21 protein-coding genes are annotated in these 20,389 nt (G+C 70.2%); 1 reads left to right on the top strand and 20 read right to left on the bottom strand.

What is annotated here, in order from left to right:
* The 13 genes from metK to pyrR form a co-directional block, all read right to left on the bottom strand.
* Positions 1–821, bottom strand: an 821-nt coding sequence (gene metK, locus ACFWVV_RS28130) for a methionine adenosyltransferase (protein WP_384358912.1), incomplete at its 3' end; no start/stop codon positions are given.
* A 249-nt stretch (positions 822–1,070) separates the two neighbouring features.
* Positions 1,071–2,285, bottom strand: a complete 1,215-nt coding sequence (gene coaBC, locus ACFWVV_RS28125) for a bifunctional phosphopantothenoylcysteine decarboxylase/phosphopantothenate--cysteine ligase CoaBC (RefSeq protein WP_384358910.1) — start codon at positions 2,283–2,285, stop codon at positions 1,071–1,073.
* A gap of 101 nt (positions 2,286–2,386) precedes the next feature.
* Positions 2,387–2,659 carry a DNA-directed RNA polymerase subunit omega gene (rpoZ, locus tag ACFWVV_RS28120; protein ID WP_028814064.1) on the bottom strand — a complete coding sequence of 91 codons (273 nt, stop codon included), beginning with the start codon at positions 2,657–2,659 and terminating at the stop codon, positions 2,387–2,389.
* An 81-nt stretch (positions 2,660–2,740) separates the two neighbouring features.
* Positions 2,741–3,334 (bottom strand): guanylate kinase, encoded by a 594-nt coding sequence (gmk, locus tag ACFWVV_RS28115; protein WP_384358908.1) that lies wholly within the window; start codon positions 3,332–3,334, stop codon positions 2,741–2,743.
* A 59-nt stretch (positions 3,335–3,393) separates the two neighbouring features.
* On the bottom strand, positions 3,394–3,717 hold the full coding sequence (locus tag ACFWVV_RS28110; RefSeq protein WP_014157387.1) for an integration host factor: 324 nt from the start codon (positions 3,715–3,717) through the stop codon (positions 3,394–3,396).
* Between the two features lie 268 nt (positions 3,718–3,985).
* The gene (gene pyrF / locus ACFWVV_RS28105) at positions 3,986–4,819 is read right to left on the bottom strand and encodes an orotidine-5'-phosphate decarboxylase (protein WP_384358906.1); all 834 of its coding nucleotides are present in this window, start codon (positions 4,817–4,819) and stop codon (positions 3,986–3,988) included.
* A complete protein-coding gene (locus ACFWVV_RS28100; protein WP_384358904.1) occupies positions 4,816–5,943 on the bottom strand; it encodes a quinone-dependent dihydroorotate dehydrogenase in 1,128 nt (375 codons plus the stop codon). The genes pyrF and ACFWVV_RS28100 overlap by 4 nt, the downstream gene beginning before the upstream one ends.
* A 78-nt stretch (positions 5,944–6,021) precedes the next feature.
* Positions 6,022–9,333, bottom strand: coding sequence for a carbamoyl-phosphate synthase large subunit (gene carB, locus ACFWVV_RS28095; protein ID WP_384358902.1), 3,312 nt, complete (start codon positions 9,331–9,333; stop codon positions 6,022–6,024).
* Positions 9,326–10,462 (bottom strand): glutamine-hydrolyzing carbamoyl-phosphate synthase small subunit, encoded by a 1,137-nt coding sequence (carA, locus tag ACFWVV_RS28090; RefSeq protein WP_384358900.1) that lies wholly within the window; start codon positions 10,460–10,462, stop codon positions 9,326–9,328. The genes carB and carA overlap by 8 nt, the downstream gene beginning before the upstream one ends.
* Positions 10,459–11,034 carry a hypothetical protein gene (locus ACFWVV_RS28085; RefSeq protein ID WP_384358898.1) on the bottom strand — a complete coding sequence of 192 codons (576 nt, stop codon included), beginning with the start codon at positions 11,032–11,034 and terminating at the stop codon, positions 10,459–10,461. The genes carA and ACFWVV_RS28085 overlap by 4 nt, the downstream gene beginning before the upstream one ends.
* Complete coding sequence (locus tag ACFWVV_RS28080) at positions 11,031–12,317, bottom strand: dihydroorotase (RefSeq protein WP_384358896.1); 1,287 nt, start codon at positions 12,315–12,317, stop codon at positions 11,031–11,033. Before ACFWVV_RS28080 ends, ACFWVV_RS28085 begins: the two co-directional genes overlap by 4 nt.
* Positions 12,318–12,319: 2 nt before the next feature.
* The gene (locus tag ACFWVV_RS28075; protein WP_384358894.1) at positions 12,320–13,306 is read right to left on the bottom strand and encodes an aspartate carbamoyltransferase catalytic subunit; all 987 of its coding nucleotides are present in this window, start codon (positions 13,304–13,306) and stop codon (positions 12,320–12,322) included.
* 94 nt (positions 13,307–13,400) lie between these two features.
* Entirely contained in the window at positions 13,401–13,988 is a 588-nt protein-coding gene (gene pyrR, locus ACFWVV_RS28070) for a bifunctional pyr operon transcriptional regulator/uracil phosphoribosyltransferase PyrR (protein ID WP_384358892.1), read from the bottom strand.
* 206 nt (positions 13,989–14,194) lie between these two features.
* Here pyrR and bldD point away from each other — a divergent pair, with 206 nt between their 5' ends.
* Entirely contained in the window at positions 14,195–14,695 is a 501-nt protein-coding gene (gene bldD, locus ACFWVV_RS28065) for a transcriptional regulator BldD (protein ID WP_185030598.1), read from the top strand.
* Positions 14,696–14,905: 210 nt separating this feature from the next.
* Here the strand turns inward: bldD and nusB are convergent, their stop codons facing one another.
* The 7 genes from nusB to ACFWVV_RS28030 all read right to left on the bottom strand — a co-directional run bounded on the left by nusB (position 14,906) and on the right by ACFWVV_RS28030 (position 20,380).
* Positions 14,906–15,340 carry a transcription antitermination factor NusB gene (gene nusB / locus ACFWVV_RS28060; RefSeq protein WP_384355718.1) on the bottom strand — a complete coding sequence of 145 codons (435 nt, stop codon included), beginning with the start codon at positions 15,338–15,340 and terminating at the stop codon, positions 14,906–14,908.
* Positions 15,341–15,342: 2 nt separating this feature from the next.
* The gene (gene efp / locus ACFWVV_RS28055; RefSeq protein ID WP_384355716.1) at positions 15,343–15,909 is read right to left on the bottom strand and encodes an elongation factor P; all 567 of its coding nucleotides are present in this window, start codon (positions 15,907–15,909) and stop codon (positions 15,343–15,345) included.
* A 49-nt stretch (positions 15,910–15,958) separates the two neighbouring features.
* The gene (locus ACFWVV_RS28050) at positions 15,959–17,074 is read right to left on the bottom strand and encodes a M24 family metallopeptidase (RefSeq protein WP_384355714.1); all 1,116 of its coding nucleotides are present in this window, start codon (positions 17,072–17,074) and stop codon (positions 15,959–15,961) included.
* A gap of 111 nt (positions 17,075–17,185) precedes the next feature.
* On the bottom strand, positions 17,186–18,133 hold the full coding sequence (locus tag ACFWVV_RS28045; protein ID WP_384355712.1) for an AAA family ATPase: 948 nt from the start codon (positions 18,131–18,133) through the stop codon (positions 17,186–17,188).
* A 224-nt stretch (positions 18,134–18,357) separates the two neighbouring features.
* Entirely contained in the window at positions 18,358–18,795 is a 438-nt protein-coding gene (locus tag ACFWVV_RS28040; protein ID WP_384355732.1) for a type II 3-dehydroquinate dehydratase, read from the bottom strand.
* 5 nt (positions 18,796–18,800) lie between these two features.
* On the bottom strand, positions 18,801–19,901 hold the full coding sequence (gene aroB, locus ACFWVV_RS28035; protein WP_384355710.1) for a 3-dehydroquinate synthase: 1,101 nt from the start codon (positions 19,899–19,901) through the stop codon (positions 18,801–18,803).
* Entirely contained in the window at positions 19,898–20,380 is a 483-nt protein-coding gene (locus tag ACFWVV_RS28030) for a shikimate kinase (protein ID WP_384355709.1), read from the bottom strand. Before ACFWVV_RS28030 ends, aroB begins: the two co-directional genes overlap by 4 nt.
* Positions 20,381–20,389: the final 9 nt, after the last annotated feature.

Raw genomic sequence — 20,389 nt, 5'->3', positions numbered from 1 at the left:
CGGGCCATGCCGCCGTACGTGTCGATGATGATCTTGCGGCCGGTCAGGCCCGCGTCGCCCATCGGGCCGCCGATCTCGAAGCGCCCGGTCGGGTTCACCAGCAGGCGGTAGCCCTCGGTGTCGAGCTTGATGCCGTCCTCGACGAGCTGCCCCAGGACGTGCTCGACGACGAACTCGCGGATGTCCGGGGCGAGCAGCGACTCCAGGTCGATGTCCGAGGCGTGCTGCGAGGAGACGACGACCGTGTCGAGACGGACGGCCTTGTCGCCGTCGTACTCGATGGTGACCTGGGTCTTGCCGTCGGGGCGCAGGTAGGGAATCGTCCCGTTCTTGCGGACCTCGGACAGCCGGCGCGACAGGCGGTGCGCGAGGTGGATCGGGAGCGGCATCAGCTCCGGCGTCTCGTCGCACGCGTAGCCGAACATCAGGCCCTGGTCGCCCGCGCCCTGCTTGTCGAGCTCGTCCTCGTCGCCCTCGACCCGCTTCTCGTAGGCGGTGTCGACGCCCTGCGCGATGTCCGGGGACTGCGCGCCGATGGACACCGACACGCCGCAGGAGGCGCCGTCGAAGCCCTTCTTCGAGGAGTCGTAGCCGATGTCGAGAATCTTTTCGCGCACGAGCTGCGCGATCGGCGCGTACGCCTTGGTGGTGACCTCACCGGCGACGTGCACGAGGCCCGTGGTGATGAGGGTCTCCACGGCGACCCGGGAGGTCGGGTCCTCCCGCAGGAGCGCGTCGAGGATCGTGTCGCTGATCTGGTCAGCGATCTTGTCGGGGTGGCCCTCGGTCACAGACTCCGAGGTGAAGAGACGACGGGACACAACGCTCCCTGGGGTTGCAGCGGCTGCTGGCTGATCATTGGCGGACCTGCCGGGAGCTGCGCCCGGCCTCGGTCCGCCACCACTTTATCGGTCATGCTTGCCCACTGGACCACGAGTCTCGCCGAATGGGAGGGGTGTGATCCGCGGCACTGCATTGTGCAGCACCGAAAGCGATCTCCGCCAGGGTCCAAATTTCCCGACATTACGGGGTTTTCGCCCTTCGCGGAGAAGGCGGCCGTCCACCCGGACTCACCCGAGCCGGCGGACCACCAAGTCCCATACGACCTCGGCGAGTGCTTCCTTCGGGCCGTACGGCACCGGGGTCTCGGCCCCGTCGGCGGCGAGCACCACTGCCTCGTTCTCCTCCGAGCCGAAGGTCTTGCGCTCCCCCACCTCGTTCACGACGAGCAGGTCACAGCCCTTGCGCCGCAGCTTCCTGCGGCCGTTGGCCAGGACGTCGTCGGTCTCGGCCGCGAAGCCCACGACGACCTGCCCGGGCCTGAGCCGCGTGCCGTCGGGGCCGCCCGCCACCTCGGCGAGGATGTCCGGGTTGCGGACCAGGGTGAGGGGCGCGGGCTCCTCGCCGTCCTGCTTCTTGATCTTGCCTGCCCGGTACGTCGCGGGGCGGAAGTCGGCGACCGCGGCGGCCATCACCACCACGTCCGCGTCCTCGGCTGCCTTCAGGACCGCTTCGCGCAGCTGAACGGCGGTGCCCACGCGGACGATGTCGGCGCCCGCGGGGTCGGGCAGGCCGGTGTTCGCCTCGACGAGGGTGACCCGGGCGCCACGGGCCAGCGCGGTGCGCGCGAGGGCGTAGCCCTGCTTGCCGGAGGAGCGATTGCCCAGGTAGCGGACCGGGTCCAGCGGCTCCCGGGTGCCGCCCGCGCTGATGACGACATGGCGGCCCGTGAGGTCGGGCCCTGCCGTGCCCCGGGCCAGCACCCGGCGGCAGGTCTCGAAGATCTCCACCGGGTCGGGGAATCGGCCCTTGCCGGTGTCGACGCCGGTCAGCCGGCCGACGGCGGGCTCCAGGACGACCGCGCCGCGGCGGCGCAGCGTCGCCACGTTCTCCTGGGTGGCCGGGTGCTCCCACATCTCGGTGTGCATGGCGGGCGCGAAGAGCACCGGACAGCGGGCGGTGAGGAGGGTGTTGGTGAGCAGGTCGTCGGCGAGGCCGTGCGCGGCCTTGGCGAGCATGTCCGCGGTGGCCGGGGCGACCACGACGAGGTCGGCGTGCTGGCCGATGCGGACGTGCGGGACCTCGTGGACGGAGTCCCAGACCTCGGCGGAGACCGGGTTGCCGGACAGCGCCGACCAGGTGGCGGCCCCCACGAAGTGCAGCGACGCCTCGGTCGGTACGACCCGTACGTCGTGGCCCGACTCGGTCAGCCGCCGCAGCAGCTCGCACGCCTTGTAGGCGGCGATGCCCCCGCTGACCCCCAGGACGACCTTCGGCTTCTCCACAGTTACGGCTCCCCGCTCATCGGATGCGTACAGCCCCCATCACACACCACAGGCCCGGCGGACGGGCCGCCGGGCCTGTGGTGAAGGAGCAGAAATAATGCCTACTGCGCCGGGCCCTCGATGGCCTCCGACGTCAGCAGACCCGCGTTGATCTCACGCAGGGCGATCGAGAGCGGCTTCTCGTGGACGTGGGTGTCCACCAGCGGACCGACGTACTCCAGCAGGCCTTCGCCGAGCTGGGAGTAGTACGCGTTGATCTGGCGCGCGCGCTTGGCCGCGTAGATCACGAGGCTGTACTTCGAGTCGGTTGCCTCGAGCAGCTCATCGATCGGCGGGTTGATGATGCCCTCGGGCGTGGAAATGGAAGAGGACACGCTCTACCTTCCGAAAACTTCCGGGACTCCCGGCTTTCCGGAGAACCGGTCTTCTGGGACGCCCGAAAAAATGGACAAAGATCAAACAACTTCCATCAACGTTAGCAGCTCACGTGCTACGTCCTCGACGGAGGTGTTGACGAGGGTGGTGTCGAACTCGGCCTCGGCGGCGAGTTCGATCTTGGCGACGGCCAGTCGGCGCTCGATGACCTCGGGCGACTCGGTGCCGCGGCCGGTGAGCCGGCGGACCAGTTCGTCCCAGCTCGGCGGGGCCAGAAAGACCAGCTGCGAGTCGGACATCGAGTCCTTGACCTGGCGGGCGCCCTGGAGGTCGATCTCCAGGAGGACGGGCTCGCCGGCCTCCAGGCGCTCGTTCACTGCGTTGCGCGGGGTGCCGTAGCGGTTGCCCGCGAACTCGGCCCACTCCAGCAGCTCGCCGTTGGCGATCAGCTTGTCGAACTCCTCGTCGGTGACGAAGAAGTACTGGACACCGTGCCGCTCGCCGGGCCGCGGCTTGCGGGTGGTGGCCGAGACGGAGAGCCAGACCTCGGGGTGGACCTTGCGCATATGCGCGACGACCGTGCTCTTGCCGACCCCTGAGGGGCCGGAGAGCACGGTCAGCCGCGGACGTACGTCCGGGGGTGCGGGGGACGTCCCCCGGGATGTTGCAGCCATGGAGCGATTATTCCAGCTTCCCGGGGGTGCCCGGGACGCCGGTCGTCCGGCGGCGGCGCTCAGGCAGCGCTGCCGCCGAATTCACGCTCCAGGGATGCGATCTGGTTGGAGCCGAGACCGCGCACCCGGCGGCTCTCGGAAATGCCGAGCCGCTCCATGATCTGCTTGGCGCGGACCTTGCCCACGCCGGGCAGGGACTCGAGAAGGGCGGAGACCTTCATCTTCCCGATGACGTCGTTCTCCTGGCCCTGCTTGATGACCTCGTGGAGGGAAGCGCCGGAGTGCTTGAGTCGATTCTTGACCTCGGCCCGCTCCCGGCGAGCCGCGGCGGCCTTTTCGAGCGCGGCTGCGCGCTGTTCAGGGGTAAGGGGCGGAAGAGCCACGCCTACGTCACCTCGGATGTCGAACTGTCGGATACGGACCGGTGAGGAGCTAGTAACCCCGCACTCGGTGAGCAAACACACGGTGGAGCTGTGTGTTTGCTCTCGTCGGAGACTAGCGGGCGCGGCCGCTCCCGTCAGTGAGAACGGACTAAAAGTCCTGGTCAGCCTCAGACGAGGCGGACATTTGCCGCGTAACACCCGGGTTTTGGGCAAGTAATTCGTCAACTTCGCGCCGCGGCCCGCCCGCGGACCGCTCCGGAGCACGCCGTCAGGCGCCGGAAACCGCTTCGCGCACCTCATCGGCGAACCGCTGTGCCGAATCCCTCAGGCCGGCGGGATCGGGGCCGTGGCGCAGGACGCCCCGGCTCACGCTCGGGACGACGTTGCCGACCGCGGATCCGAAGACTCCGGGGAGATCCGCCGGCGTCGCGCCCTGCGCGCCGATGCCCGGGGCGAGCAGCGGCCCGTTGATCGCGAGGTTCACTCCCGCGTCGCCGAGGGTCGCGCCGACCACCGCGCCGACCGAGCCCATCGGGTCGGCGCCCGCGTTCTCGGCGGCCATGTGGTCGAGCATCAGCTGGGCCAGCGAACGGCCGTCGGCGGCGGTGGCGCGCTGGACCTCGGCGCCCTCCGGGTTGGAGGTGAGGGCCAGCACGAAGACGCCCGCGCCGTGCGCGGCGGCCAGGTCGAGCGCCGGGCGCAGCGAGCCGAAGCCGAGGTACGGGGAGACGGTGACCGCGTCGGAGAAGAGCGGGGAGGCGGGGTCGAGGTAGGTGGCGGCGTACGCGCCCATGGTGGAGCCGATGTCGCCGCGCTTGGCGTCCATCAGGACCAGGGCCCCTGCGGCCCGCGACTCCTCGACGGCCCTTTCCAGTACGGCGATGCCGCGCGAGCCGAACCGCTCGAAGAACGCGGACTGCGGCTTGAGGACCGCGACCCGGTCGGCGAGTGCTTCGACGACGGTGCGGGTGAAGGTCTCCAGGCCCTTGATGTCGTCGTCCAGGCCCCAGGCGTTCAGCAGGGAGGCGTGCGGGTCGATGCCGACGCAGAGCGGGCCGCGGGTGTCCATCGCCGTACGGAGGCGGGTTCCGAAGGGGATCATGCGGCTTCCTGCTTCCTGGCGTCCGCGCCGACGGCCTCGGCGAGGGTCTTGTACGGGCTGGTGGCCAGGCGCGCGGCCAGACCCTTGTGGATCGCGCGGGCGTAGAACGGGCCTTCGTAGATGAAGGCGCTGTAGCCCTGGATCAGGGTGGCACCGGCGAGGATGCGCTGCCAGGCGTCCTCGGCGTTCTCGATGCCGCCCACCCCGACGAGGGTGAGTTCGTCGCCCACGCGCGCGTACAGGCGGCGCAGGACCTCCAGGGAGCGCGCCTTGACGGGGGCGCCGGAGAGGCCGCCGGTCTCGCCGTACAGCTCCGGGGAGGACTTCAGGCCGAGGCTCTCGCGGGCGATGGTGGTGTTGGTGGCGATGATGCCGTCCAGGCCGAGCTCCAGGGCCAGGTCGGCGACCGCGTCGACGTCCTCGTCCGCGAGATCGGGGGCGATCTTGACCAGGAGCGGGACACGGCGGCCGGTGACGGTGCGGTCGGCGGCTTCCCGTACGGCGGTGAGCAGCGGGCGCAGGGACTCGGTGGCCTGGAGGTTGCGCAGGCCGGGGGTGTTCGGGGAGGACACGTTGACGACGAGGTAGTCGGCGTGGGCGGCGAGGCGCTCGGTGGAGGTGACGTAGTCGGCGACCGCCTCCTCCTCCGGGACCACCTTGGTCTTGCCGATGTTGACGCCGACGGTCGCCCTGCTGTGCTTTTTACCGAGAGCGGCGTTGCGGGCGGCCAGGCGGGCCGCGACGGCCTCGGAGCCCTCGTTGTTGAAGCCCATGCGGTTGATGAGCGCGCGGTCCGCGACGAGGCGGAAGAGGCGCTTCTTGGGGTTGCCGGGCTGCGGCTGGGCGGTGACGGTGCCGATCTCGACGTGGTCGAAGCCGAGCATGGTCATGCCGTCGATGGCGACCGCGTTCTTGTCGAAGCCGGCCGCCAGGCCGAACGGGCCGTGCATGCGCAGCCCGAGTGCTTCGGTGCGCAGCTCCCGGTACCGGGGGGCGAGGGCGGCCGCGACGAAGGTGCGCAGGACCGGGACGCGGGCGGCCAGGCGGATCCAGCGGAAGGCCAGGTGATGGGCCTGCTCGGGGTCCATCCGCTTGAAGACGAGGTCGAAGAAGAACTTGTACATGGGTGCCTTCGGAAGTCTGGGGGAGGGTGGGCTCGCGAAGAGGGGGACACCGTTTCCGGTGTCCCCCTCCCCTGCTGCCTAGTCCTCGCGGGCCGCGGTCAGATGCTCCGCGTGTTCCTGGAGGGAGCGGACCCCCACGTCGCCGCGGTTGAGCGCGTCGATGCCCTGCACGGCGGCGGCGAGTGCCTGGACCGTGGTGAGGCAGGGGACGGAGCGGGCGACCGCCGCGGTGCGGATCTCGTAGCCGTCGAGGCGGCCGCCCGTGCCGTACGGGGTGTTGATGATGAGGTCGACCTCACCGTCGTGGATCAGCTGGACGATGGTCTTCTCGCCGTTGGGGCCCTCGCCCTCGCTGAGCTTGCGCACCACGGTGGCGTTGATGCCGTTGCGGCGGAGCACCTCGGCGGTGCCGGAGGTGGCCAGCAGCTCGAAGCCGTGGGCGACCAGCTCGCGGGCGGGGAAGATCATCGAGCGCTTGTCGCGGTTGGCCACCGAGATGAAGGTGCGGCCCTTGGTGGGCAGCGGGCCGTACGCGCCGGCCTGCGACTTGGCGTACGCCGTGCCGAAGACCGAGTCGATGCCCATGACCTCACCGGTGGAGCGCATCTCCGGGCCCAGCACCGTGTCGACGCCGCGTCCGTGCATGTCGCGGAAGCGGCTCCACGGCATCACGGCCTCCTTGACGGAGATCGGCGCGTCCTGCGGCAGCGTGCCGCCGTCGCCGGTCTTCGGCAGCATGCCCTCGGCCCGCAGTTCGGCGATGGTGGCGCCGAGCGAGATGCGGGCGGCTGCCTTGGCGAGCGGCACCGCCGTCGCCTTCGAGGTGAAGGGCACGGTGCGCGAGGCGCGCGGGTTGGCTTCCAGGACGTAGAGGATGTCCCCGGCCATGGCGAACTGGATGTTGATCAGTCCGCGCACGCCGACGCCCTTGGCGATGGCCTCGGTGGAGATCCGCAGACGCTTGATGTCGAATCCGCCGAGGGTGATCGGGGGCAGCGCGCAGGCGGAGTCGCCGGAGTGGATGCCGGCTTCCTCGATGTGCTCCATGACGCCGCCGAGGTAGAGCTCGGTGCCGTCGTAGAGGGCGTCGACGTCGATCTCGATGGCGTCGTCGAGGAAGCGGTCGACCAGGACCGGCCGCGTGGGGCTGATCTCGGTGGACTCCTCGATGTAGGAGGAGAGGCGGGTCTCGTCGTAGACGATCTCCATGCCGCGGCCGCCGAGCACGTACGAGGGGCGTACCAGGACGGGGTAGCCGATCTCGTCGGCGATGGCCTTGGCCTCGGAGAAGGTGGTCGCGGTGCCGTGCTTGGGCGCGGGCAGCCCGGCCTCGGCGAGCACCCGGCCGAAGGCGCCGCGGTCCTCGGCGGCGTGGATGGCCTCGGGCGGGGTGCCGACGACGGGCACGCCGTTGTCCTTGAGCGCCTGGGCGAGCCCGAGGGGGGTCTGGCCGCCGAGCTGGACGATGACGCCGGCGATGGGACCGGCCAGGGTCTCCGCGTGCACGATCTCCAGCACGTCCTCGAGCGTGAGGGGCTCGAAGTACAGGCGGTCGGAGGTGTCGTAGTCGGTGGAGACGGTCTCCGGGTTGCAGTTGACCATCACGGTCTCGTAGCCCGCGTCGCTGAGCGCGAAGGAGGCGTGGACGCAGGAGTAGTCGAACTCGATGCCCTGGCCGATGCGGTTGGGGCCGGAGCCGAGGATGATCACGGCGGGCTTCTCGCGCGGCGCGACCTCGGACTCCTCGTCGTAGGAGGAGTAGAAGTACGGCGTCTTCGCGGCGAACTCGGCGGCGCAGGTGTCGACCGTCTTGTAGACCGGGCGCACACCGAGGGCGTGCCGGACCTCGCGGACGACGTCCTCGCGAAGGCCGCGGATCTCGGCGATCTGGACGTCGGAGAAGCCGTGGCGCTTGGCGTCGGCGAGCAGCTCGGGTTCGAGCTTGTCGGCGGCGGCCAGCTCGTCCGCGTACTCCTTGATCAGGAACAGCTGGTCGACGAACCAGGGGTCGATCTTCGTGGCGTCGAAGACCTCTTCCTGGGTGGCGCCGGCCCGGATGGCCTGCATGACGGTGTTGATGCGGCCGTCGGTGGGGACCTTGGCGGTCTCCAGCAGGGCGGCCTTGTCACCGGGCTCGCCGGCGAAGGTGAACTGGCTGCCCTTCTTCTCCAGCGAGCGCAGCGCCTTGTTGAGCGCCTCGGTGAAGTTGCGGCCGATCGCCATGGCCTCGCCCACCGACTTCATGGTGGTGGTGAGGGTGGCGTCGGCGGCCGGGAACTTCTCGAAGGCGAACCGCGGGACCTTGACGACGACGTAGTCGAGGGTCGGTTCGAAGGAGGCCGGGGTCTTCTCGGTGATGTCGTTGGGGATCTCGTCCAGCGTGTAGCCGACGGCGAGACGGGCGGCGATCTTGGCGATCGGGAAGCCGGTCGCCTTGGACGCGAGCGCCGAGGAGCGGGAGACGCGCGGGTTCATCTCGATGACGATGATGCGGCCGTCGTCGGGGTTGACCGCGAACTGGATGTTGCAGCCGCCGGTGTCGACGCCGACCTCGCGGATGATCGCGATGCCGATGTCGCGCAGCCGCTGGTACTCGCGGTCGGTCAGCGTCATCGCCGGGGCGACGGTGATGGAGTCGCCGGTGTGGACGCCCATCGGGTCGAAGTTCTCGATGGAGCAGACGACCACGACGTTGTCGGCCTTGTCGCGCATCAGCTCCAGCTCGTACTCCTTCCAGCCGAGGATGGACTCCTCCAGGAGCACCTCGGTGGTCGGGGAGAGCGTGAGGCCCTGGCCGGCGATCCGGCGCAGTTCCTCCTCGTCGTGCGCGAAGCCGGAGCCGGCGCCGCCCATGGTGAAGGAGGGACGGACGACGACGGGGTAGCCGCCGAGGGTGTCGACGCCCGCGATGACGTCGTCCATGGTGTGGCAGATGACCGAGCGGGCGGACTCGCCGTAACCGATCTTGGCCTTGACGGCCTCGACGACGCCCTTGAAGAGCTCGCGGTCCTCGCCCTTGTTGATGGCCTCGACGTTGGCGCCGATCAGCTCCACGCCGTACTTCTCCAGCACACCCTGCTCGTGCATGGAGATGGCGGTGTTGAGCGCGGTCTGGCCGCCGAGGGTGGGCAGGAGCGCGTCGGGGCGCTCCTTGGCGATGATCTTCTCGACGTACTCCGGGGTGATCGGCTCGACGTACGTGGCGTCGGCGATCTCCGGGTCCGTCATGATCGTCGCGGGGTTCGAGTTGACCAGGATGACCCGCAGGCCCTCGGCCTTGAGGATGCGGCAGGCCTGGGTGCCGGAGTAGTCGAACTCCGCGGCCTGGCCGATGACGATCGGGCCGGAGCCGATGACCAGGACGGACTGGATATCGGTGCGCTTAGGCACGCTGGCCCTCCATGAGCTGTACGAAGCGGTCGAACAGGTACGCGGCGTCGTGCGGACCCGCGGCTGCTTCGGGGTGGTACTGGACGCTGAACGCGGGCTGGTCGAGGAGCTGGAGTCCCTCCACCACGTTGTCGTTGAGACAGACGTGGGAGACCTCGGCGCGGCCGTAGGGAGTGTCGGAGACCGTGTCGAGCGGCGCGTCGACGGCGAAGCCGTGGTTGTGCGCGGTGATCTCGACCTTGCCGGTGGTGCGGTCCTGCACCGGCTGGTTGATGCCCCGGTGGCCGTACTTCAGCTTGTACGTGCCGAAGCCGAGCGCGCGGCCGAGGATCTGGTTGCCGAAGCAGATGCCGAACAGCGGCGTCTTCTTCGCCAGGGCCGCCTTGATGAGGGTGAGGTCGACGGTGGACGGGTCGCCGGGGCCGTTGGAGAGGAAGACGCCGTCGGGGTTCACGGCGTACAGCTCCTCGGCGGTCGCCGTGGCGGGCATGACGTGGACCTCGATGCCGCGCTCGGCCATCAGCGCCGGGGTCATGCCCTTGATGCCCAGGTCGATGGCGGCGACGGTGAACTTCTTCTCGCCGACGGCCGGGACGACGTACGTCTCCTTGGTGGCGACTTCCGCGGAGAGGTCGGCGCCCTTCATCTGGGGTGCTTCCTTGACGCGGGCGAGCAGCGTCGCCTCGTCGGCGAGCGCCTCGCCGGAGAAGATGCCGACGCGCATGGCGCCGCGCTCGCGCAGGTGGCGGGTCAGGGCGCGGGTGTCGATGCCGCAGATCCCGACGATGCCCTGCTTGACCAGCTCGTCGTCCAGCGAGCGCCGGGAGCGCCAGTTGGACGGGACGCGGGCGGGGTCGCGTACGACATAACCGGCGACCCAGATCTTCGCCGACTCGTCGTCCTCGTCGTTGACGCCGGTGTTGCCCACGTGCGGGGCGGTCATCACGACGACCTGACGGTGGTACGAGGGGTCGGTGAGGGTCTCCTGGTATCCGGTCATGCCGGTGTTGAACACCGCCTCGCCGAAGGTCTCCCCCACGGCCCCGTAGGCGCGGCCGCGGAAGCTGCGGCCGTCCTCCAGGACGAGTACGGCGGGAGCCTGGCCGGCTCCCCGGGTGGAGATCGTCATCGTGCGGTGCCTTCCGTAGTAACTGCTGTGGTGATGGAGTTGATGGCCTCGACCCAGGCCGTGTGCTCGGCGGCCGTGTCGGAGCGGAAACCCGAGTCGATCAGCTTGTCGCCGTGCGACCAGGTGACGACCAGCAGGCCGCCCTCCGCGAGGACCTTGCCCGCGATGCCCTTGTCGAGACGGGCTTCGCGGAGCTGTGCGGCCGGGATGAAGAAGTCGTCCGCCCCGGGCCGCACGACGTCCAGGCCCTGGTCGGTGAGCGTCAGCTCGACCCTGCTGCGGGTGCCCAGGCCCCGGGCCACGATCCGGTCGAGCCACTGCCCGGCCGTCGTGGACCCGTGGTACCGGCCACTTGTCCTCAGCTTCGCCGCACCGGGCCGCTCCGGTGATTCGGGGAGCTCGGGCAGGTCCGACTGGAGGGTGCCGCGCCACTTCCAGCCCTGACGCATCAGCCAGTAGACGAGGACGACGAACAGGAGCAGTCCGAGCACCCAGGCGATGCGCGAGCCCCAGTCGGTCACCTCCGCCGACTTCTGCTCGGCGTCCGCTGCCAGTGCAATGAGAGATGTCACGCGAGTTTCCCGTCCACGACCGTTGCCCGGCCCCGCAGGAAGGTGTGGGTGACGCGTCCCGGCAGCTCACGTCCCTCGTAGGGGGTGTTGCGGCTGCGGGAGGCGAAGCCCGCGGGGTCCACCTGTCCACGGTAAGCGGCGTCGAGCAGGGTCAGGTTCGCGGGCTCCCCGGCGGCGACGGGCCGGCCGTGGCCCGCCAGGCGGCCGATGGCGGCGGGCTTGGCGGACATGCGCTCGGCGACGCCGGCCCAGTCCAGCAGCCCGGTCTCCACCATCGTCTGCTGGACGACGGACAGCGCGGTCTCCAGGCCCACCATGCCCATGGCGGCGGCGGCCCACTCGCAGTCCTTGTCCTCGTGCGGGTGCGGGGCGTGGTCGGTGGCGACGATGTCGATCGTGCCGTCGGCCAGCGCCTCGCGCAGCGCCATGACGTCCTTCTCGGTGCGCAGCGGCGGGTTCACCTTGTAGACCGGGTTGTAGGTCCGGACCAGCTCGTCGGTGAGGAGCAGGTGGTGCGGGGTGACCTCGGCGGTGACGTCGATGCCGCGCGACTTGGCCCACCGTACGATCTCCACCGATCCGGCGGTCGACAGGTGGCAGATGTGCACCCGGGAGCCGACGTGCTCGGCGAGCAGCACGTCGCGGGCGATGACGGACTCCTCGGCGACGGCCGGCCAGCCGCCGAGTCCCAGCTCGGCGGAGACGGTGCCCTCGTTCATCTGGGCGCCCTCGGTGAGGCGGGGCTCCTGGGCGTGCTGGGCGACGACGCCGCCGAACGCCTTCACGTACTCCAGGGCGCGGCGCATGATCACCGCGTCGTCGACGCACTTGCCGTCGTCGGAGAAGACCTTCACTCCGGCGGCGGAGTCGTGCATCGCGCCGAGCTCGGCGAGCTTCTTGCCCTCCAGTCCGACGGTGACGGCTCCGATGGGCTGTACGTCGCAGTAGCCGGACTCCTTGCCGAGCCGGTAGACCTGCTCGACGACACCGGCGGTGTCGGCGACCGGGAAGGTGTTGGCCATGGCGAAGACGGCCGTGTAGCCGCCGGAAGCAGCGGCGCGGGTGCCGGTGAGGACCGTCTCGGAGTCCTCGCGGCCCGGCTCGCGCAGGTGGGTGTGGAGGTCGACGAGGCCCGGCAGCAGGATCTTGCCGTCGGCCTCGATCACCTCGGCGCCCTCGGCCGCGAGGCCGGTTCCGACCGCCTCGATCGTCTCGCCGTCGATCAGTACGTCCTGGACCTCGCCGCCCAGCACCTTCGCACCACGGATCAGGGTCTTGCTCATGGTTACTTGTTCTCCTCGGTACGAGCGGTGGCGGTGGGGGCGGCGGATTCGTTTCCGCCGAGAAGCAGGTAGAGGACGGCCATGCGGACGGAGACGCCGTTGGCGACCTGCTCGACGACCGTGCAGCGGTCGGAGTCGGCGACCTCGGCGGTGATCTCCATGCCGCGGACCATCGGTCCGGGGTGCATGACGATGGCGTGTCCGGGCATCTTCGCCATCCGCTCGCCGTTCAGCCCGTAGCGCCGCGAGTACTCGCGCTCGGTCGGGAAGAAGGCGGCGTTCATGCGCTCGCGCTGGACGCGGAGCATCATCACCGCGTCGGACTTGGCGAGCACGCTGTCGATGTCGTAGCTGACGTGGGCGGGCCAGTGCTCGACGCCGATCGGCAGCAGGGTGGGCGGGGCGACCAGGGTGACCTCGGCGCCCAGGGTGTGCAGCAGGTCCACGTTGGAGCGGGCGACCCGGCTGTGCAGGACGTCGCCGACGAGCGTGATCCGCTTGCCTGCGAGGTCCTGCCCGAGTCCGGCGTCCCGGCCGACCAGCCGGCGCCGCATGGTGAAGGCGTCGAGCAGGGCCTGGGTGGGGTGCTGGTGGGTGCCGTCGCCCGCGTTGATGACGGTCGCGTCGATCCAGTCGGAGGTGGCCAGGCGGTACGGGGCACCGGAGGCGCCGTGCCGGATGACGACGGCGTCGACGCCCATCGCCTCCAGGGTCTGCGCGGTGTCCTTGAGCGACTCGCCCTTGGAGACCGAGGAGCCCTTGGCGGTGAAGTTGATGACGTCCGCCGACAGCCGCTTCTCGGCCGCCTCGAAGGAGATCCGGGTGCGGGTGGAGTCCTCGAAGAAGAGGTTGACGACGGTGCGGCCGCGCAGGGTGGGCAGTTTCTTGATCGGCCGGTCGGCGACCCGGGCCATTTCCTCGGCGGTGTCGAGGATCAGGACGGCGTCGTCACGGGTGAGGTCGGCGGCCGAGATGAGGTGGCGCATCATCTGGGGTCTCTCCAGGTTCGCAAAGGGCAGGAGGCGTGCGAGCAGGCAGCAGCGGCCGTACGGCCCGGACGGCGGGCCGTACAGCGGACGGCGGCTACTTGTCGGCCGGGGCGGTCTGCTGGACACCGAGCAGCACGGTGTCGCGACCGTCCTCCTCGGCGAGCTGTACCTTGACCGTCTCCCGCAGCGACGTGGGGAGGTTCTTGCCGACGTAGTCGGCGCGGATCGGGAGTTCGCGGTGGCCGCGGTCGACCAGGACCGCGAGCTGGACGGCGCGCGGACGGCCCAGGTCGCCGAGGGCGTCCAGGGCGGCACGGATGGTGCGGCCGGAGAAGAGTACGTCGTCGACGAGGACGACGAGGCGGCCGTCGAGTCCGTCGCCGGGAATCTCGGTGCGGGCCAGGGCGCGCGCGGGGCGCATCCGCAGGTCGTCGCGGTACATGGTGATGTCGAGCGATCCGACCGGTACGGGGCGGCCGGTGATCTCTTCGAGCTTGGCGGCGAGCCGGCGGGCGAGGTAAACACCGCGGGTCGGAATGCCGAGAAGTACGACATCGTCGGCGCCCTTGGCGCGTTCGACGATTTCGTGTGCGATACGGGTCAGTACCCGTGCGATGTCGGGGCCTTCGAGAACTGCCCGCGCATCGGAATTGCCGGAAAGGCCGGTGTTGCTGGTGTCCATATGAAACGGACCTCCTTCTCCGCCTCACAGGACGGTTCTTAAAGGACGTCGGATGTACGTGGTCCACGGTACCAGGGGCCTCGGATCCCTTCTCTCACGGGGCCCCCACCCGTTCGGCTTGACGCATCCAAGTAACGCTGCGTAACCTCACAGTGAGTTACCAGCCACGCGGCGGAGCCGCAATGTTCCAGCGTCCGGGGAGCTTTATGTCCAGCGAATACGCCAAACAGCTCGGGGCCAAGCTCCGTGCGATCCGCACCCAGCAGGGCCTTTCCCTCCACGGTGTCGAGGAAAAGTCCCAGGGCCGCTGGAAGGCGGTCGTGGTGGGTTCGTACGAGCGCGGGGACCGCGCGGTGACCGTGCAGCGTCTTGCCGAGCTGGCGGACTTCTACGGGGTTCCGGTCCAGGAGCTCCTGCCGGGCACCACGCCCGGCGGTGCCGCCGAGCCGCCGCCGAAGCTCCGTCTCGACCTGGAGCGTCTCGCGCACGTTCCGGCGGAGAAGGCGGGACCGCTCCAGCGGTACGCGGCCACCATCCAGTCGCAGCGCGGCGACTACAACGGCAAGGTGCTGTCGATCCGTCAGGACGACCTGCGCACCCTGGCCGTGATTTACGACCAGTCGCCCTCGGTCCTGACCGAACAGCTCATCAGCTGGGGCGTCCTGGACGCGGACGCGCGTCGCGCGGTGGGCCACGAAGAGGTCTGATCCGTACCTCTCGCGCCATGTGCCGCAAGAGAAGAAACGTCCCGCCGGGGGCGGTGGAGGCATTTTGCCGCCACCGCCCCCGGCGGCATTTCGGGCACCCGCCGGAAAGCTTCCCGGGCGTCGCCGGCAGCGCACGTGAAAGGGCCCGCAGTACGGAACTCCGTACTGCGGGCCCTTTCACGACGGGAATCCGCCGCAGCGGCGACAGCGTCAGCTGTCCTCGCGGCGGAGGTTCGGCTTCAGGTCCTTGAAACGGCCCAGCAGGCCGTTGACGAAGGACGGTGATTCGTCGGTGGAGAACTCCTTGGCGAGCTGCACCGCCTCGTCGATCACCACGGCGTCCGGGGTCCCGTCCACCCACACCAGCTCGTACGTACCGAGCCGGACGATGTTGCGGTCCACGACCGGCATCCGGTCGAGGTCCCAGCCCTCGGCATAGGTCGCGATGAGCTCGTCGATCCGGGGCGCGTACTGCGCGTACCCCTCGACGAGTTCCATCGTGTATTCGGTCACCGGCGGCTGGCGCTCGTCGCTCCGCGAGTGCCGGACCCAGTCCGCGAGGACATTCTGCACGGACGTACCGCGCTGATCGGCCTCGAAGAGGATCTGGAACGCGCGCTTGCGGGCGTTGTTGCGAGCGGCCACGGTTAGCTGTTCACCCGGCCGAGGTAGTCGCTCGTGCGGGTGTCGACCTTGATCTTCTCGCCGGTCGTGATGAACAGCGGGACCTGGATCTGGTGGCCGGTCTCCAGGGTGGCGGGCTTGGTGCCACCGGTGGAGCGGTCGCCCTGGACGCCGGGCTCGGTCTCCTGGATGGTCAGCTCGACGGCGGCGGGGAGCTCGACGTAGAGCACCTCGCCCTCGTACTGCGCGACGGAGGCGGTGAAGCCCTCGATCAGGAAGTTGGCGGCGTTGCCGACGGACTTGCGGTCGACCATGAGCTGGTCGTACGTGTCCATGTCCATGAAGACGAAGTACTCGCCGTCCATGTACGAGAACTGCATGTCGCGGCGGTCGATGGTGGCCGTCTCGACCTTCGTGCCCGCGTTGAAGGTCTTGTCGACGACCTTGCCGGACATCACGCTCTTGAGCTTGGTGCGCACGAAGGCAGGGCCCTTGCCGGGCTTGACGTGCTGGAACTCGACGACGGACCAGAGCTGGCCTCCGTCGAGCTTGAGCACCATGCCGTTCTTGAGGTCGTTCGTGGAAGCCACGGTTGCGGAATCTCCTGGACTGGTGGAACGACCTAAGGAGCACGCCCGGCTAGAGGGCGAGCAGTTCCTTGGTCGTAATGGTGAGTAGCTCGGGTCCGCCGTCCGCCTCGGGGCGCACGACGAGCGTGTCATCGATCCGGACTCCGCCCCGACCTGGGAGGTGAACCCCCGGCTCGACGGTGACCGGCACACAAGCGTCCAGTTTACCCATGGCTGATGGTGCCAGCTGCGGGTCCTCCACGATTTCGAGTCCCACACCGTGCCCGGTGGACGCCGGGAGGGCCTCTCCGTACCCCTCGGCCTCGAGCGGCTGGCGGGCGGCACGGTCCACTTCGCGGTACTCGACGCCGGGTGCGAGTGCCTCCCGGCCCGCCCGCTGGGCGGCGAACACCAGGTCGTAGAGGTCGATCTGCCAGTCGGCGGGTGCGGTGCCGATCACGAAGGTGCGGCCGATCTCGCAGCGGTAGCCCCGGTAGTTCGCGCCGAGGCAGACGGAGAGGAAATCTCCTTCCTCCACCCGGCGGTCGGTCGGCAGGTGGCCTGCCCTGCCCGAGTGCGGGCCGGTGCCCACGGACGTCGCGAAACCGGGGGCGTCGGCGCCGTGGTCGACGAGCCGGCGTTCCAGTTCCAGGGCGAGGTGGCGTTCGGTGCGGCCGACCAGGATGGATTCCAGGAGTTCGCCCAGTGCCTGGTCGGCGATCTCGGCGGCGATGCGCAGCTGGGAGATCTCCTCCTGGTCCTTGACGATGCGCTGCTGTTCGACGGCAAACCCCAGCCCGGCCAGGAGCAGCCGGGGTGCCACCGAGCCGAGCGCCCGGTGACGGGCCACCGTCAGATGGTGTTCCTCCACGGCGAGCGACGCCGCTCCGGCGGCCGCCGCCATGCCGGCCGCGGCGACGGCGGCGTCCGCGCCGGGGGCCGGCAGGACGTGGAGGCGCAGCGATTCGTCGGGGCGGCCCTCGACGGGTGTGCCCTCGGGCGTGCGCGGACACAGCAGTACGTCGCTCTCGGGCCCGTCCGGGCCCAGCAGGACCACTGCTCCGGCCGGGGCGCTGCCCGCGAGGTAGCGGACGTTGGCGGGCCGGGAGACGAGCGCGGCGTCGCTGCCCGCGGCGGCGGCCCGGTCGCGCAGCCGCCCGCGGCGGATTCCATGGGCATCGGACATGCTGCGAGCGTAGGTACGGGGGCGGGGGCGCGCCGTTTCTGCGCGTCCGACCGGGTTCCGCACCCGGGGCGGACGGGTCGGGTGGACGGGAGGCTCATCGGGTGGGTGCGTTCACCAGGTGGGCGGGCTCGCCATCGCCCTGGCCAGGGTCTCGTCGAGGAGCTGTGCGGTGGTGGCGACGTCGTACTGCGAGTTGTCGATGATCGGCAGCCCGGACCCGTACCAGCCCGCCATCCGGCCGTGGATGCGCGCCACTTCCTCGTCGCTCAGGCGCCTGTTGCCGCTGCGCTTGGCGTTGCGCTCCAGGACGATCTCCAGGCCGGGCAGGAGCACGACGGGCAGCAGCCCGGGGCCCACGTGCCGCTTCCAGCCGCCGAGGCCGACGACGGGCCGGTCGGGGAAGACGGCGTCGTCGACGATGCAGGAGATGTTGTTGGCGAGGAAGTTGCGGGCGGCGAAGCCGCAGGTGCGGCGGGCGAGGCGGTACTGGGCCTCGGAGTGGTCGTTCCAGCCGGCCTGCGGATCGGCGAAGCCGGAGCAGACCCATTCGCGGACGTCGTCGAGGCTGATGTGGGCGGTGGGCACCCTGCGGTGCGCGGCCCAGTACTTGGCCACCGTCGTCTTGCCCGCCCCGGCGGGACCTATCAGGAGGACCGCGAGGGTGGTGTTCCCGGTGTGCGCGGGCGCGGCGGCCGCCGGCGGCGCGGGCAGCGGTACGGGGCCGCCCGGGGGCAGCTGGATGTGCCCCGTGGTGTCGCGGGCGCCCGGCGGCACGGGGGCGTGCTGCGGCTGCGGGGAGTGCGGGGCGGGGTGCTGCGGGGAGTGCGGCGCAGGGTGCTGTGCAGCGTGGGGTGCAGGCGGCTGCGGGGAGTGCGGTGCGGGAGCGTGCGGGCCCGGAGGCTGCGGCGGGGGCGGACCCTGCGGCGAAGGGGGGCGACCCTGCGGCGAGGGGGGTCCCGCCGGCGGGTGCGGGGCGCCCTGCGGGTGCGGGGCTGCGCCCGCCCAGACCGCGCCGGGGCCGTGGGGCGGTGGCAGCGGAGCCCCCACTACGTGCTGCATCCGGTGCCACTCCGTCTCGTACAGGCGACTGTTGCCGGGCCGTGCGGTCCACCGGAGACGGTGGAACCGAGTCGTTGTCATGCTGACCCGCGAGGGCCCACTCGAACCCTCGCACGGTACCGCCTCCGTACGTTCACCTGATGAACGCACCGAGGCGATACTAAATGTCCTGCCCTGTCAGACGGTTGTTTCCGGCGGACGGTTGTTTCCGGCAGACGGTTGTCTCAGGCGTCGCCCTGAGCGGCGAGCGCGCGCAGGGCGAGGAGGTAGGAGCCGATGCCGAACCCCGCGATGGTGCCGCTGGCGACGGAGGCCACCACGGAGGTGTGCCGGAATTCCTCCCGGGTGTACGGGTTCGAGATGTGCACCTCGATCAGCGGGGCGGTGCGCTGGGCGGCCGCGTCCCGCATTCCGTACGAATAGTGCGTGAACGCCCCCGGGTTGAGAACGACCGGAATGGAGCCGTCCGCCGCCTCGTGGAGCCAGCGGATCAGCTCGCCCTCGTCGTTGGTCTCGCGGACCTCGACGTCGTAGCCGAGCTCCTTGCCCAGGCTCCGGCAGGCTTCGACGAGTCCGGCGTACGAGGTCGCCCCGTACACGTCGGGTTCGCGCGAGCCGAGCCGGCCCAGGTTGGGGCCGTTCAGGACGAACACCCGGCTCACGGCGCTCACGAGGCGATCTCCGCGTGCGCGGCCAGCAGCATCGCCGGGTCCGGGCCCTCCAGGACGGTCGGCCTGGCCAGCCCGTCCAGCACGATGAAGCGCAGCAGGTCACCGCGGGACTTCTTATCGACCTTCATGTTCTCCACCAGCTTGGGCCACTGGTCGCCGCGGTAGGTCAGCGGCAGCCCCACCGATTCCAGGATCGTACGGTGGCGGTCGGCGGTCGCGTCGTCCAGGCGGCCCGCGATCCGGCCGAGTTCGGCGGCGAAGACCATGCCCACCGACACCGCGGCCCCGTGCCGCCAGTTGTAACGCTCGTTCTTCTCGATCGCGTGGCCCAGGGTGTGCCCGTAGTTGAGGATCTCCCGGCGTCCGGCCTCCTTGAGGTCCCCGGACACCACCTCCGCCTTGACCCGGATGGAACGTTCGATCAACTCGGCGGTGTGCGGACCGGCGGGCGTACGGGCTGCCTGCGGGTCCTCCTCGATCAGGTCGAGGATCACCGGGTCCACGATGAAGCCGGCCTTGATGATCTCGGCGAGCCCGGACACGTAGTCGTGGACGGGCAGCGAGTCCAGGGCCGCGAGGTCGCACAGCACCCCGGCCGGCGGGTGGAACGCGCCCACCAGGTTCTTGCCCTCGGCGGTGTTGATACCGGTCTTGCCGCCGACCGCCGCGTCCACCATGGCAAGGACGGTCGTCGGGACCGCGATCCAGCGCACCCCGCGCAGCCAGGTGGCCGCGACGAAGCCCGCGACGTCGGTGGTGGCGCCGCCCCCGACACCGACGATCACGTCGGTGCGGGTGAAGTTGGTCTGTCCGAGCGCCTTCCAGCAGTACGCCGCGACCTCGACGGTCTTGGCCTCCTCGGCGTTCGGCAGCTGGATCGCGATGACCTCGTACCCCTGGGAGGCCAAGTCCTCGCGCAGCGCCTCACCGGTCTCCGCGAGCGCCTCGGGGTGCAGTACGGCGACCCGCTTGGCCTGCTTCCCGATCAGGCCGGGAAGCTCACCCAGCAACTGCCGCCCCACCAGCACCTCGTACGCCTCGGTACCGTCCGTGCCGCCGACCGTGATCCGCGTCGGCGCTGCTGCCTGCTCCGTCATGCGTCCTTCAACTCCAGTGCGTCCAGGACCGCCTGGGCGACCTCTTCGGGGGTGCGCCCGTCGGTGGCCACGACCACCCGGGCGACTTCGGTGTACAGGCTGCGGCGGGCTTCCATCAGCTCACGCCACTGCCTGCGCGGGTTGACCGCCAGCAGCGGGCGGGCGGTGTTCAGCCCGGTGCGCTTGACCGCCTCGTCCACGTCCATCGACAGATAGACCACCGGATGCGCGGCGAGCAGCCCCCGGGTCCCCTCGTCGAGGACCGCCCCGCCGCCCAGCGCGAGCACACCCGCGTGCTCGGCGAGGGCCTCTCGTACGGCCTCCCGCTCCAGCTCACGGAAGTACGGCTCGCCCTCGTCGACGAACATGTCGGCGATCTCACGGCCCTGAGCTGCGACGATGTCCGCGTCCGTGTCCCGGTGCGCGAGACCGAGCCGCTCGGCGAGCAGTGCGCCGACCGTGGTCTTTCCGACACCCATCGGGCCGAC

It is taken from the genome of Streptomyces sp. NPDC058663, assembly GCF_042716745.1.
Lineage (GTDB): Bacteria > Actinomycetota > Actinomycetes > Streptomycetales > Streptomycetaceae > Streptomyces.
Note: the sequence above shows the minus strand (reverse complement) of the source record. Positions and strands in the feature narration are given on the sequence as shown.